This is a genomic window from Streptomyces sp. 351MFTsu5.1 (assembly GCF_000383655.1).
GTDB classification, from domain to species: Bacteria; Actinomycetota; Actinomycetes; order Streptomycetales; family Streptomycetaceae; genus Streptomyces; species Streptomyces griseorubiginosus.
In genome coordinates, this window is record NZ_KB911783.1 from 76,107 (window position 1) to 89,486 (window position 13,380).

13 protein-coding genes and 1 pseudogene are annotated in these 13,380 nt (G+C 73.0%); 7 read left to right on the forward strand and 7 right to left on the reverse strand.

The features are described 5' to 3' along the window. Positions 1–14: 14 nt before the first annotated feature. Positions 15–797, reverse strand: coding sequence for an adenosylcobinamide-GDP ribazoletransferase (locus H295_RS0121225; protein ID WP_020137361.1), 783 nt, complete (start codon positions 795–797; stop codon positions 15–17). 73 nt (positions 798–870) lie between these two features. On the opposite strand from H295_RS0121225, the gene H295_RS0121230 reads away from it, so the two are divergent. After that, a complete protein-coding gene (locus H295_RS0121230) occupies positions 871–1,626 on the forward strand; it encodes a hypothetical protein (RefSeq protein ID WP_020137362.1) in 756 nt (251 codons plus the stop codon). 543 nt (positions 1,627–2,169) lie between these two features. Here the strand turns inward: H295_RS0121230 and H295_RS47555 are convergent. The 3 genes and pseudogenes from H295_RS47555 to cobT form a co-directional block, all read right to left on the reverse strand. Further along, positions 2,170–2,829 (reverse strand): annotated as a pseudogene (locus H295_RS47555) (hypothetical protein); the annotation flags it as partial. A gap of 10 nt (positions 2,830–2,839) precedes the next feature. Next, positions 2,840–4,606, reverse strand: a complete 1,767-nt coding sequence (locus H295_RS0121240; RefSeq protein WP_020137364.1) for a phosphatidylglycerol lysyltransferase domain-containing protein — start codon at positions 4,604–4,606, stop codon at positions 2,840–2,842. 84 nt (positions 4,607–4,690) lie between these two features. Beyond that, positions 4,691–5,785: a nicotinate-nucleotide--dimethylbenzimidazole phosphoribosyltransferase gene (gene cobT, locus H295_RS0121245; RefSeq protein ID WP_020137365.1), complete on the reverse strand. Its 1,095-nt coding sequence runs from the start codon at positions 5,783–5,785 to the stop codon at positions 4,691–4,693. A gap of 151 nt (positions 5,786–5,936) precedes the next feature. Between cobT and H295_RS48740 the strand changes: the two genes are divergently transcribed. Next, entirely contained in the window at positions 5,937–6,926 is a 990-nt protein-coding gene (locus H295_RS48740; RefSeq protein ID WP_020137366.1) for a methyltransferase domain-containing protein, read from the forward strand. Here H295_RS48740 and H295_RS0121255 read toward each other — a convergent pair. Then, positions 6,915–8,117, reverse strand: coding sequence for a bifunctional adenosylcobinamide kinase/adenosylcobinamide-phosphate guanylyltransferase (locus tag H295_RS0121255; protein WP_028809589.1), 1,203 nt, complete (start codon positions 8,115–8,117; stop codon positions 6,915–6,917). The genes H295_RS48740 and H295_RS0121255 overlap by 12 nt on opposite strands. Before the next feature lie 140 nt (positions 8,118–8,257). Here H295_RS0121255 and H295_RS0121260 point away from each other — a divergent pair, with 140 nt between their 5' ends. Then, entirely contained in the window at positions 8,258–8,473 is a 216-nt protein-coding gene (locus H295_RS0121260) for a hypothetical protein (RefSeq protein WP_020137368.1), read from the forward strand. An 82-nt stretch (positions 8,474–8,555) separates the two neighbouring features. On the opposite strand, the gene H295_RS0121265 is transcribed toward H295_RS0121260, so the two are convergent. Both H295_RS0121265 and H295_RS0121270 read right to left on the reverse strand, forming a co-directional pair. Beyond that, positions 8,556–9,257, reverse strand: coding sequence for a class I SAM-dependent methyltransferase (locus tag H295_RS0121265; RefSeq protein ID WP_020137369.1), 702 nt, complete (start codon positions 9,255–9,257; stop codon positions 8,556–8,558). 83 nt (positions 9,258–9,340) lie between these two features. Continuing rightward, positions 9,341–9,943: a DUF3043 domain-containing protein gene (locus H295_RS0121270; protein WP_020137370.1), complete on the reverse strand. Its 603-nt coding sequence runs from the start codon at positions 9,941–9,943 to the stop codon at positions 9,341–9,343. Between the two features lie 317 nt (positions 9,944–10,260). Here H295_RS0121270 and H295_RS0121275 point away from each other — a divergent pair, with 317 nt between their 5' ends. The 4 genes from H295_RS0121275 (at position 10,261) to H295_RS0121290 (ending at position 13,370) form a co-directional block, all read left to right on the forward strand. Next, positions 10,261–11,025: a PspA/IM30 family protein gene (locus tag H295_RS0121275; RefSeq protein WP_028809590.1), complete on the forward strand. Its 765-nt coding sequence runs from the start codon at positions 10,261–10,263 to the stop codon at positions 11,023–11,025. 22 nt (positions 11,026–11,047) lie between these two features. Further along, the gene (gene pspAA, locus H295_RS0121280; RefSeq protein WP_020137372.1) at positions 11,048–11,326 is read left to right on the forward strand and encodes a PspA-associated protein PspAA; all 279 of its coding nucleotides are present in this window, start codon (positions 11,048–11,050) and stop codon (positions 11,324–11,326) included. A gap of 140 nt (positions 11,327–11,466) precedes the next feature. After that, complete coding sequence (locus H295_RS0121285) at positions 11,467–12,696, forward strand: sensor histidine kinase (protein WP_020137373.1); 1,230 nt, start codon at positions 11,467–11,469, stop codon at positions 12,694–12,696. Beyond that, positions 12,693–13,370 carry a response regulator gene (locus H295_RS0121290; protein ID WP_020137374.1) on the forward strand — a complete coding sequence of 226 codons (678 nt, stop codon included), beginning with the start codon at positions 12,693–12,695 and terminating at the stop codon, positions 13,368–13,370. The genes H295_RS0121285 and H295_RS0121290 overlap by 4 nt, the downstream gene beginning before the upstream one ends. Positions 13,371–13,380 lie beyond the last annotated feature (10 nt).

Here is a 13,380-nt window from a genome sequence, read left to right on the forward strand (position 1 = left end):
GCCCGCGAGGCCTGCTAGAAGGTCAGCGAGAGGATCACCAGGGCCGCCGTCGCCGCCGTCTCCGCGAGCCCTCCGAACACATCGCCGGTCACCCCGCCGAAGCGGCGCGTGCAGTGCCGCAGCAGGAGTTCGGCCGCGGCCACGGAGGCGGCGACCGCGAGGACCGTGCGGACCACGTCGTACGGCCCGAAGAGCGCGCTCACGGCCGCCGCCCCCAGCGTCACGGCGAGGGCGACCAGTGCGGCGCCGCGGAGCGGGACCACTCCGGCCACGGCCGCACCCAGGCCCTCCGGACGGGCCGCCGGGACGCCGGTGCGGGCGGCCAGGGTCAGCGCCAGACGGGCGGCCGTCGCGGAGACCACCGCGGCGACCGCGCCCCGGGCCCATGAGTCGCCGTACACCTGGCACAGCGCCGCGACCTGGGCGAACAGCACCAGGACGAGGGTGATCACGCCGAACGGGCCGATGTCGGACTGCTTCATGATGCGCAGGGCGTCCTCGGCGGGCTTGCCGCTGCCCAGGCCGTCGGCCGTGTCGGCGAGGCCGTCGAGGTGCAGGCCGCGGGTGAGGACCGCTGGGACGGCCACCGTGGCGATCGCGGCGAGGAGCGCGGAGGCGCCCAGGAGGAGCAGCAGGAGACCCACGGCGGCCGAGAGGCCGCCCAGCACCAGGCCGACGAGTGGGGCGCACAGCATGCCGCCGCGCGCCGCCTCACGGTCCCAGCGGGTCACCTTGACCGGCAGCACGCTGAGCGTGCCGAAGGCGAAGCGGAGGCCGTCGGCGGGCGGGGAGGTCATGGACACGTCCGCAGGGTAGCCCGGACGCCGCAATGGCACGGCGGGCCGCCCCCGGTCCCGTGAGACTGGGGGCATGGGCCACTGGCTGCACCGCAACATCGTCGAACCCGGCAAGCTGCCGCTGCTGCTGGCACTCACCGCGTTCGTGCTGACCTTCCTGATCACCCGGTGCGTGACCCGGCTCATCCGGGCCGGCAAGGGGCCCTTCGGCAACATCAGCACCGGCGGGGTGCACATCCACCACGTGGTCCCCGGGGTCGTGCTGTCGATCGTGGGCGGCTTCGGCGCGGTCGCCAGCGGACGGCACGGCTTCGGTGCGGCGCTGTTCGCGGTCGTGTTCGGGATCGGCGCGGGCCTGGTGCTGGACGAGTTCGCGCTGATCCTGCACCTCGACGACGTGTACTGGAGCGAGGAGGGCCGCAAGAGCGTCGAGGTCGTCGTCCTCACGGCGGCGCTCGTCGGACTGGTGCTCGCCGGGTTCTCGCCGTTCGGCGTCGACGACGTGACGCAGGGCGAGGCGCAGGACCGCGGGGGCGTCATCTCCAGCGTGGTGGTCAACTTCCTGTTCGCGATGGGCGTGCTGCTCAAGGGCAAGGCGCGGATGGCGATCTTCAGCGTGATCGTCCCGGTCGTGGGGCTCGTCGGACTGATCCGGCTGGCCCGCCCCGGCTCCTTCTGGGCCCGCCGCTTCTACGGCCGCCGTCCGCGTGCGCGGGCCCGCGCGATGCTCCGCGCCTACCGCCACGACAAGCGCTGGGCGGGCCCCCGCCGCAAACTCCAGGACCTCATCGGCGGCAAACCGGACCCGGTGCGACCACTGGAGCCGTGAGACCCGCGCTGCCCGGTCTCCCCATCGGCCTCAGCGACCGCACGGCGGCAGCCCGGACCCCGATCCGGCATCGGGTTTCTTCCTGGGCCTCGTCCCAGTCGCGGCCCGGAACCGCGTTCCGGCGTCGACGTCGGCCCCGGCCCCGGCATCGGCAGCGTGTCCGGACACTCCGCGTCGATGAGCGCGGCGATCGAGCCGAGCCCCCCGCCCGTCATCACCGGGACCGGTCCCAGCACCGGTCCCGGCTCCATCTCCGGCCTCAGCACCGGTTACGGTCCCACTTCCGGTCCCGGCACCGGCACCGGCCCTCGTCCCACTACCGGTCCCGGCTCCATCACCGGTCCCGGCTCCAGCCTTGGCTCCAGCACCCGCCCCGGCCCGTGACTCGACTCCGACTCCGGTCCCGGCCGAAGACCCCGCCCCGGCCTGAGCGTCGGTCCTGGGCTGTGTCCCGGTTTCGTCGCCCGCGCCGTCCCCCCGCACCCCGGCTCCGTCCCCGCCGACTGGCCCGCCCCGCACCCCGGCCCCGCCGACCGGCCCGCCCCGTTCTCCAGCCCTCCGCCGCCGTACCGCCGAAAGCGCGCACAGCAGCAGCATCGCCGCGATCGCTGCCAGGTGTTCCCTGCCGGCGAGGTTCTCCTTCACCAGTACCTCGATCACCATCGCCGCGATCACCGCGGCCGTGGTGACCCGGGCGCCGTAGCGCAGGCCCAGGAAGACGGCGAGGCCGACCACGGCCGCCGACGGGCCGGTGTCGACGACGTGGGCGTCGGAGGCGCGGAGGCCGAAGGGGTTGCCGGGGCCCAGCGAGATGCCGACCCGCGCGTACAGCGTGCCGGCGAGCGTGGCCGCGTAGGCCAGCGCCAGTGTCCGCCGGCGGCCCAGACAGATCTCGGCGATCCCGAACACCAGCAGGATCTGGAGCAGCGCACCCCACACCGGCAGGTCGAGCGCGGGCACGAACAGGGAGAGGGGGGTGCGGAGGAGAGCCAGCCACAGGGGGTCCGCCGCGCGTACGGCGCCCACGTCCTGGACGACGTCGTAACCCCACGACTGGCTGTGCACGAGATGCAGGGCCAGGGTCAGGCACACGGCCGTCACGGCCAGGGGGACCGCCCGCCACCTCCGCCGGAGCAGGTGCGCGCGCACGGTGACGTACAGCGGCCCCCACTCCGCTCGGGCCCAGCGGGCGACCCTCTTCATCCCATCGTCCTCATCTGTGCGTACTCAGGTGCTCCCGGCGCCGCAGCCACCCCGGCAGACCCGGCACCTCCAGGAAGCCCTCCGCGCGGGCCGAGGCGATGCCGATTCGGGGGAGGTCCGCGCTCTTCTCGAAGAGCAGGAACCGCGGTTCCCAGATGGGCCGGTACTTGGCGTTGGCCCGGTACAGCGACTCGATCTGCCACCAGCGGGAGAAGAAGCTGAGCAGCGACCGCCACAACCGCAGTACCGGCCCGGCGCCGAGCCGTGCCCCACGTTCGAAGACCGAACGGAACATCGCGAAGTTGAGTGAGACCTGGGTGATCTGGATCTCCTGGGCCCGGTTGAGGAGCTCGATGACCATGAACTCCATGAGGCCGTTGTCCGCGTCGCGGTCCCGGCGCATGAGGTCGAGCGACAGCCCGTGCGGCCCCCACGGCACGAAGGAGAGCACCGCCTTCAGCTCACCCTCGCCGTCATGGCACTCCAGCGCCACGCACCGGCCGTCCTCGGGGTCCCCGAGCCGCCCCAGCGCCATGCTGAAGCCGCGTTCGGTGGCCCCGTCCCGCCAGTCGTCGGCCCGCCGTACGAGCGCCTCCATCTCCTCGGCGGGGATGTCCTCGTGGCGCCGGATCCGGACCGTGTACCCGGCCCGCTTGACCCGGTTGTAGGCCTGCCGGACGGTCCGCATGGCACGGCCCTCCAGGGTGAAGTCGGCGATCTCCACGATCGCCTCGTCCCCCAGTTCCAGCGCGTCCATGCCGTGCCGCGCGTACACCGTCCCCGCGTCCTCGCCCGCGCCCATCACCGCCGGCAGCCACCCGTGCTCCCGCGCCTCGGCGAGCCACGGCTCGATCGCCCCCGGCCAGGCCTCCGGGTCCCCGATCGGATCGCCGGAGGCCAGCGAGACCCCGCCGACGACCCGGTAGGTCACGGCCGCCTTGCCGGTCGGCGACCACACCACGCTCTTCTCCCTGCGCAGCGCGAAGTACCCGAGGGAGTCCCGCTCCCCGTGCTTGTCGAGGAGTTCCCGCAGCCGCCGCTCGTCGTCCTCGGTGAGCGCGTCGACGGCACGCCGGGAGCGGAAGGCGGCGTAGAAGACGGCCAGGACGAGGATCGTGCTGAGCACGTTGATGACGACGTCGACCCAGTTCGGCGTCGCGATGCCGTCGAAGCGGGAGTCGTCGGCGGCCACGGAGACGAGCCGCAGGGTGCCGTACCACCACCGCTGCGCGAAGTTCGACGACGTCGACGCCTCGTTGGTGACGGTCACCAGCAGCGCGGCGAGCAGCGAGGACACGAGCAGTCCGCCGACCGCGACGGCCGCCGCGAGCCGCGGGTTCGAGCGGTCGCCCTTGGCGTAGAACTCCCGTCGCCCCACCAGCAGCGCGACGACGAACGCGGCGGTGAGGACCAGTGAGATCCAGTTCAGCGCGTACCGGCGGATCTCGGGGAACGCCATCGCGAAGACGAACAGCGCGAGGAACGCCCCGGAGAGCACCAGGTTCAGGATCCACGCGGCCCGCTTGCGCCGCCGCATGGTGATGGCGAGGAACGCCGTGAACACCCCGGAGGCGAATCCCGCCGTCAGCAGATACGGCGTGAAGTAGTCCTCCTGGTTGTGCCGCCGTACGTCCTGCCCCAGCGTCACCCACACCGCGCTGAGGAAGTTGACGAACGCGACGACCCGCAGGTACCAGACGGCGAACCCGGCGGCGCGCCGTGAGGCGGCGGTGGACGGTCGACGGGCACGGGCACCGGAATCCAGGACATCTCCCATAAAGGGTGATCCTGCCCCGCTTCACCGCCGCGACGCCGCTCAGCCACGGCGGAGCGGCCCTGCGGTGCCCGACCGGCCGAACCCCTACTCCTCCTTCTCGGGCTCCGCGGACCCGGGCTCCTCCGACACGACGTCCGGCTTCTCCGGCAGCTCGGCGGCCAGCGCCGCCGCGGCCTGCACCAGCGGCAGGGCCAGCAGCCCGCCCGCGCCCTCGCCGACGGTCACCCCGTGGTCGAGGAGCGGCTCCAGGGCCATCCGGTCCAGGGCCTTCGTCTGCCCCGGCTCCCCGCTGTTCTGCCCGGCCAGCCACCAGTCCGGGGCCCGGAACGCGATCCGCTGGCCCACCAGCGCGCAGGCCGACACCACCACACCGTCCAGCACGACCGGCAGCTTGCGCACCGCGCTCTGGAGCAGGAAGCCCGTGATCGCCGCGAGATCGGCGCCGCCGACCGTCGCCAGCAGCTGCAACTGGTCCCCGAGCACCGGCCGCGCCCGCCTGAGCGCATCCCGGATCGCCGCGCACTTGCGCATCCACGCCAGGTCGTCGATCCCGGTCCCGCCGCGCCCGGTCACCACGGACGCGTCGGTCCCGCACAGCGCGGCGACCAGCACGCCCGCCGCCGTGGTCCCGCCCACGCTCACATCGCCGAGCACCACGAGATCGGTACCGGAGTCGGCCTCCTCGTCGGCGACCGCCATCCCGGCCCGGAGCGCGGCCTCCGCCTCCTCGAGCGTCAACGCGTCCTCGACATCGATACGACCGCTCCCGCGCCGCACCCGATGCCGTACGACGTCCTCCGGCAGCTCCTGCGGATCGCAGTCCAGCGCCATGTCGACGACCCGCACCGGCACGCCCAGCCGCCGCGCGAGGACCGACACCGGACGGCCGCCCTCCAGGACCTCCCGCACCAGCTCCGAGGCGCTGCCCGCGGGGCGTCCGGAGACACCCTGCGCGGCGATCCCGTGGTCGCCGGCGAACAGCACCACCCGCGGCCGTTCGACCGGCCGTACCGGAACGGCCGACTGCGCCGCGGCCAGCCACTCACCCAGTTCGTCGAGGCGGCCCAGCGACCCGGGCGGCACGATCTGCCGCTCCCGGCGCGCCTCGGCGTCGCGACGCACCCCGCCGTCGGGGCGCTCGATCAGATCGGTGAAGTCGTCGAGATTAAGCGAGCTCATTCGCCGAACAGTACCGGCCCTGATCGAACACGGCGGCGCCACGGGGCCAGGACGTCATTGCACCCCGGATCGGGATCCCATACGTTCCATTTTGTAGCGAATTGCCGTGCTGGAATGCCGTACTGAACTCCGTGCGTCCCCGGGAGGCCCCATGCCCGCACCGACCGCCCCCTCCGTACGGCGACTTCGCTCCACCGCACGGGCGCTGCGGTGGCTGCCGGAGCCGGAGAGCTGGCTGGACGTGGGGACGGGGGACGCGGACTTCCCGGAGGCGGCGCGCACGTTCTTCCCCTACACCGCCTTCGACGGCATCGACCCCACGCCCCGCGTGCTGCACGCCCAGGCCGTCGAGCGCCTGGAGGAGGGCTACCGGGGCGCTCTGACGGACCCGCACCTCGCCGGCCACCTCCGCGCCCGCTACGACGTGGTCAGCCTCCTGAACCGGTCGGCCGATCCCGGTGAACTCCGGGCCGCCCTCGCCGTCCTGCGCCCCGGCGGCCACCTGCTCGTGGAGTCACCGGACGACCCCCGGCCCGCACTGGAGTCCCAGGGCTGCGCGATCGTCGCCACGTCCCGCAGATCCGCCCACATCCCACCCCGCCTGGCCCCCCATGTCCCGCCCGACCTCCTCCCCGTCGCCCGAGCCCTGGACCACACCGCGTCCCTCCTCCTGTCCGGCACCCGCTTCGCGAGGACCTACAGGGTGATCGCCCGCAAGCCGCTGAACCCCGGGCGGGGAGGCGCGGGGGGCGTGGTCGCCGGGAGGGAGAGCGACCGCGACGCGGGTGCGGTGACCGGGGCCGCCCGGGACGCCGACGCGCGGGCCGAGGGCACCTACGACACCGGGCCCGGGAGCGGGAGCCCCCGTGACGCCCACGCCCGGGAGACCCGCGCCCGGGAGACCCGCGCCCGGGAGACCCGCGCTCGGGAGACCCGCGCTCGGGAGGTGGCGGACGGAAAGGAAAGCGTCCCGGACACGGCTGTCCGGGACGCGGTGGACACCGCGGGCACGGGCACCCAGGACACCGGCACCTCCGAGGTCCAGGACGCCTGCGTCTCCGACGTCCAGGACGCCGGCACCCCCGAGTCCCAGGCCACCGGCGTCATCGACCCGTCCGCCCCCGCCCCCTCAGTCCCGTAGGACCAGCGCCTGGCCCGCCACCACCAGCACCACCTGCTCGCACTCGTTCGCGAATGCCGTGTTGAGGCGTCCGAGTTCGTCCCGGTAGCGGCGGCCGGAGGCGGTCGCCGGGACGATGCCCGACCCCACCTCGTTGGAGACGGCGACCACGGTTCGCCGCGTCCCGCGCACCGCTTCCGTCAACTCCCGCACCCGCGACCGCAGTTCCCGCTCCCCGCCGCCGGCCCACTCGGCGTCGTCCCAGGCCCCCACGGCATCCATCGCGTCCGTCAGCCACAGCGACAGGCAGTCGATCAGCAGCGGCGCCCCGTCGTCCTTCAGCAGCGGCACCAGATCGCATGTCTCGGTCGTCCGCCACGACCCCGGCCGCCGCTCCCGGTGGGTGGCGACCCGTGAGGCCCACTCGGTGTCCCCGTTCCGCGACCCCCCGGTGGCGACGTACAGCACCTCGGGAAACGCCTCCAGCCGCCGCTCGGCCTCCACCGACTTCCCGGACCGCGCCCCGCCCAGCACCAGCGTCCGCCGCGGTACGTCCGGCACGTCCTCGTAGACGCCGACGGCGAGGGTCGTCCCGTCGGGCACGGCCCGCGCACCGGCCGCGGCCAGCCTCCGCCGCAACTCCGCGCCCGGCGGCACGTCGTGGTCGACATGCACAGCGACCACGTCGGTCGTCGGCCCCACCGCCCCCACGGCCCGCAGCCGCGCCAGCGCGTCCGGCCGCCGTACGACATCGGCGAGCACCACGTCGTACGCCTCGACGGCCCCCTCCTCGAGCCCCGCGGGCGCACCCCCCGGCGGCAGGTACAGCACCCGCTGCCCGTCCGGCCCGGTCACGGCGTACCCGGTGCCCGGCGCGTCCATCGCCACGGCCCGCACCCGGTGCCCCGTCAACAGCGCCAACTCCCGCCCGTCCGGCACCCGCCCCGGCTGCGGGACCCCGGCGGGCACCTCGACGGGGGGTCCGTCGTGGGGGTGCGACAGCAGGACCTGCCGCACACCCGCGAGTGAATGCCCCGCCCTCGCCGCGGCGAACGCCGCACCGGGCGTGAGATCGAGCAGCAGCGTCTCGTCGACGAGTACGGAGGTGGCGGCCCGGGCGTCCGTGGCGACCGCGGTTGCGCAGGCGGCGCAGGGGCAGGACGGTCGGGGGAGGCCTGCGGGAGCACCTGTTCCGAGCAAAGTGAGTTCCACGCCACCGATTCTCGCCGGTCCCTGTTGATCAAGCGCGCCGACAACCCTCCACCGCCCCGCGGCAATCCCCCCACCGCCCCGCGTCCGGCGACCAACCGCTTAGGGTGCTCTTCGTAACGGCTCAAACACGGGAGGCTCACATGGCCACATGGACCTGGCGGTTCGAGAAGTCCGACGGTGCGGAGACCGAGCCCGCGGTCGAGCCCGAGGAGTTCACGACCCAGGGAGACGCCGAGTCCTGGCTCGGTGAGTACTGGAAGCCCCTCCTCGCCGGCGGCGCCGAACAGGTCCGTCTGTTCGAGGACGCCACCGAGATCTACGGCCCGATGAGCCTGAAGGCGGCCGAGGAGGCGTAGCAGCCGAGAAGGCGTAGAAAACAGGCCGGGCGGGGGCCCGGAAGAGCCCCCGCCCACCACCTCAGCTGCTCGCCGGAACGGCTCAGCCACGCACCCCGCACAGGTGCAGCAGCGCCGCCACCCCCCGGTACGGATCCGTCCGCCCGGCCCGCTCCTCGCAGGCCAGCAGCGTCTCGATGTCGTCGGGCACCTCGACGTCGTCCGTGGCCGTGTCCGTGAACACCCGCACGCCGTACCAGGCCTGGAGCGGAGCCCCGATGCCCGCGAGCGTCGCGGTCAGGGCGCCCAGCCGGTCGGCCCGCACATCGAGCCCCAGCCGGTTGCGGTACGCGGTGGTGTCGAAGGCGCCGAGCGCGTCGGCCCAGTCCGCCGCCAGCCCCGGCCGCATCGCCAGCGCGTCGCCGTTGCGCACCAGCAGCGACAGCAGCCCGCCCGGCGCCAGCATCCGCGCCAGCCCGGCCAGCAGCGGATCGGGCTCCTCGACGTACATGAGCACGCCGTGGCAGAGCACGACGTCGAAGCTGCCCGGCAGGAAGTGCACCCCGGTGTCCCGGCCGTCGCCCTCGATGATCCGCATCCGGTCCCGGATGCCCTCGGGCTCGGCGGACAGCGACTCCCGGGCCGCCGCCACCATCGTGGAGTCCCGTTCGAGCCCGGTGACCTGGTGTCCGGCACGGGCCAGCCGCAGCGCCTGGGTGCCCTGTCCCATCCCCACGTCGAGCACCCTGAGGCGCTGTCCGACCGGGTACCGCCCGACTATCTGCTCGTCGAGCTGCCGGGCCACCAGCTCCTGTCGTACGACGTTCCGCAGCCCGCCCAGCTTGCCCAGCCAGGCATCGGCCGCACCCCCGGAGAAAGCCGTCGTACTCAGGGCCGCTCTCCGCGCTTGACCTGGGGCTTCGGGAGCCGGAGGCGACGCATCTGGAGGGAGCGCATGAGGGCGTAGCCGACCGCGCCCCTGCGGTTGTGGTCGGGGAAGCGCTCGATGAGCTGCTTGCGCAGCCGGTAGCCGTTGAAGATCGCGTCCAGCACGATGAGCACGATCACGACCAGCCACAGCAGCAGCGCGATGCTCTGGAGCGCGCCCACCCGCACCATGCTCAGCACGAGGATGACCACGGCCATCGGGAGGAAGAACTCCGCCACGTTGAACCGCGAGTCGATGAAGTCGCGGGCGAACTTGCGCACCGGGCCCTTGTCGCGCGCGGGCAGGTACCGCTCGTCGCCGCCGGCCAGCGCCTGGCGCTGCCGGTCCAGGGCCGCACGGCGCTCGTCGCGCTGCCTCTTGGAGGCCTCCTTGCGCGAGGTCGGCGTGTTGGCGACGCTGCGGCGCTGGGACTGGGCCTCACTGCGCTTGGGCGTGGGCCTGCCCTTGGGGGCCTGCGGGTCGCGGATCTGCTTGGAGTCGGTCAGCTGCGCCTTGTCGGCGACGGCGGCCTTCTCTTCCTTGGTGGCACGGCTACGGAACACAAAACCCAAGGGTAAGGGGTGTCCGGGGTTGGACCCCAGCCCCGTGGGGAACGATCCGGCAACACCAGTCGTCATGTAGGGGGACAGAGGGGACGTCCGGTGACGGGTCACTCACCCTGGTGACCCTGAAGGTCACCTACTCCTTACGCCGGAGCAAGGGATTGGTCAGTCGTCCTTGGGGATGAGCGCATCGGTCCCCGAACAGTGCGTCAATGGAAGCAGGGCCCGTACTGTGGGTTCTGTCGCAGAGCTGGAGCTGGAAGTCCGTCAGAAGGGGGCGCGCGAAGCCCATGAGCGGTGTCATGAAGCGTATGGGGATGATCTTCCGCGCGAAGGCGAACAAGGCCCTTGACCGGGCCGAGGACCCTCGCGAGACCCTCGATTACTCCTACCAGAAGCAGCTGGAGCTGCTCCAGAAGGTGCGCCGGGGCGTGGCCGATGTCGCCACCTCGCGCAAGCGCCTGGAGCTCCAGCTCAATCAGCTCCAGTCGCAGTCCTCGAAGCTGGAGGACCAGGGCCGCAAGGCGCTCGCGCTCGGCCGGGAGGACCTGGCCCGTGAGGCCCTGTCCCGCCGTGCCGCGCTCCAGCAGCAGGTGACCGACCTGGAGACCCAGCACTCCACGCTCCAGGGCGAGGAGGAGAAACTCACTCTCGCGGCCCAGCGGCTCCAGGCCAAGGTGGACGCCTTCCGTACCAAGAAGGAGACCATCAAGGCGACCTACACCGCGGCCCAGGCGCAGACCCGGATCGGCGAGGCCTTCTCCGGCATCTCCGAGGAGATGGGCGACGTGGGCCTGGCGATTCAGCGCGCCGAGGACAAGACGGCCCAGCTCCAGGCGCGGGCCGGCGCGATCGACGAGCTGCTCGCCTCCGGTGCCCTCGACGACCAGTCCGGCATGCACAAGGACGACATCCAGGCCGAGCTGGACCGGCTCTCCGGTGGTACGGATGTAGAGCTGGAACTGCAGCGCATGAAGGCGGAGCTGGCGGGAGGGTCCTCGCAGCAGGCGATCGAGGGCGGCACCGGCCAGTCGCAGTCCCAGCAGCAGCCGCAGGACACCCCGCGCTTCGACAAGCAGTAGGGCCCACGCCGAGGAGGGCGACATGATCGTACGGATCATGGGGGAGGGTCAGGTGAGGCTGGCCGACAGCCACCTCGCCGACCTGAACACACTGGACGACGAGCTGTTGGCCGAGATGGAGAAGGGCGACGGCCCGGGCTTCCGCCGCACCCTCCAAGCCCTCCTCACCCGCGTCCGGGACCTCGGCGACCCCCTCCCGGACGACTCCCTGGAACCCTCGGAACTGATCCTCCCCTCCCCGGACGCCACCTTGGAGGAGGTCCGGGAACTCCTCAGCGACGACGGTCTGATCCCGGGTTGACGGCTGTACCGGGCGATTCCGGTTCAGGTGAACTCAGCCCGTCCGGCGTTTGAGGACGAGGCCCGCAAGGGCCGACAGGGGGGCCTGGGGGCACAGCCCCCGGAACGCGCACCCCCACACACCCGAGGCCGGAATCAGACGTGACCCCCCGAGACCGAGTCCGCCGTCATCTCAAAGCACACCCCGTCGCCGCGGACGCCGTCCTCGCCACGGGTGTCCTTCTCTGCATGGTGGCCGGCTCCTTCGTGGACCCGCACAGCGAGCACGACGTCAGCTGGAGCCTGCGCACCCCGGCCCCCCTCAGCCTCGTCCTGATCGCGGTGGCTGCCGCGGCCCTGGTCCTGCGCCGTCGCGCCCCCCTCGCGGTCCTCGCCGTCACCGGTGCCGCCTCCGTCGCCGAATGCGTCACCGGCGACCCCCGCGCCCCCGTCGCCATGGCCGCCGTCATCGCCCTCTACACGGTCGCCTCCACGACCGACCGCACCACCACCTGGCGCGTCGGGCTGCTCACCATGACCGTCCTCACCGGTGCCGCCATGCTCGCGGGTCCCCTGCCCTGGTACGCCCAGGAGAACCTCGGCATCTTCGCCTGGACCGGCATCGGCGCCACCGCCGGCGACGCCGTCCGCAGCCGCCGCGCCGTCGTCCAGGCCATCAGGGAGCGCGCCGAGAAGGCCGAACGCACCCGTGAGGAGGAGGCCCGGCGCAGGGTCGCCGAGGAACGCCTGCGCATCGCCCGAGACCTGCACGACGTGGTCGCCCACCACATCGCCCTGGTCAACGTCCAGGCCGGAGTCGCCGCCCACGTCATGGACAAGCGGCCCGACCAGGCCAAGGAGGCCCTCGCCCACGTCCGCGAGGCCAGCCGCTCCGCGCTCAACGAACTCCGCGCCACGGTGGGTTTGCTCCGGCAGTCCGGCGACCCCGAGGCGCCCACCGAACCCGCCCCGGGCCTCGCCCGCCTCGACGAACTCGTGGGCACCTTCCGCAGTGCGGGCCTCCATGTCGAGGTGGCCCGCGCCGACCACGGCACCACCCTCCCGGCCGCCGTCGACCTGGCCGCCTACCGGGTCATCCAGGAAGCCCTCACCAACGTCCAGAAGCACGCGGGCACGGAGGCGAAGGCCGAGGTCAGCGTCGTACGCGTCGGCCCGAACGTGGAGATCACCGTCCTCGACAACGGCAACGGCGAGGACCACGACCCGGACGGAGGCGGTGGCCACGGCCTGCTCGGCATGCGCGAGCGGGTCACCGCCCTGCGCGGCACCCTGACCACCGGTCCCCGCTACGGAGGCGGTTTCCGCGTCCATGCGATCCTGCCGGTCAAGACCCGATCCGCCGCCAAGGACCAGCTGGGGGAGACCGTATGACGATCCGTGTCCTGCTCGCCGACGACCAGGCGCTGCTGCGCAGTGCCTTCCGTGTGCTCGTCGACTCGGAGCCGGACATGGAGGTCGTCGGCGAGGCGTCGGACGGCGCCGAGGCCGTGCGGCTGACCAGGGAGGAGCGCGCCGACGTCGTCCTCATGGACATCCGGATGCCCGGCACGGACGGTCTCGCCGCCACCCGCCTGATCAGCGAGGACCCCTCCCTCGCCCACGTCCGGGTGGTCATCCTGACCACCTTCGAGGTCGACGACTACGTGGTGCGGTCGCTGCGGGCCGGCGCCTCCGGCTTCCTCGGCAAGGGCAGCGAGCCCGAGGAACTCCTCGCGGCCATCCGGGTCGCCGCCGGCGGCGAGGCCCTGCTGTCCCCGGCCGCCACCAAAGGCCTGATCGCCCGCTTCCTCGCCCAGGGCGACGACGAGGAGCAGGACCCGCTCCGCACCGAACGCCTCGCCGCCCTGACCGTCCGCGAGCGCGAGGTCCTCGTCCAGGTCGCCGGCGGTCACTCCAACGACGAGATCGCCGAGCGCCTCGAGGTCAGCCCCCTCACCGTCAAGACCCACGTCAACCGGGCCATGGCCAAGCTGGGCGCCCGGGACCGGGCCCAGCTCGTGGTGATCGCGTACGAGTCGGGGCTGGTACGGCCGAGGGCGGAGTGATCCCGGGAAA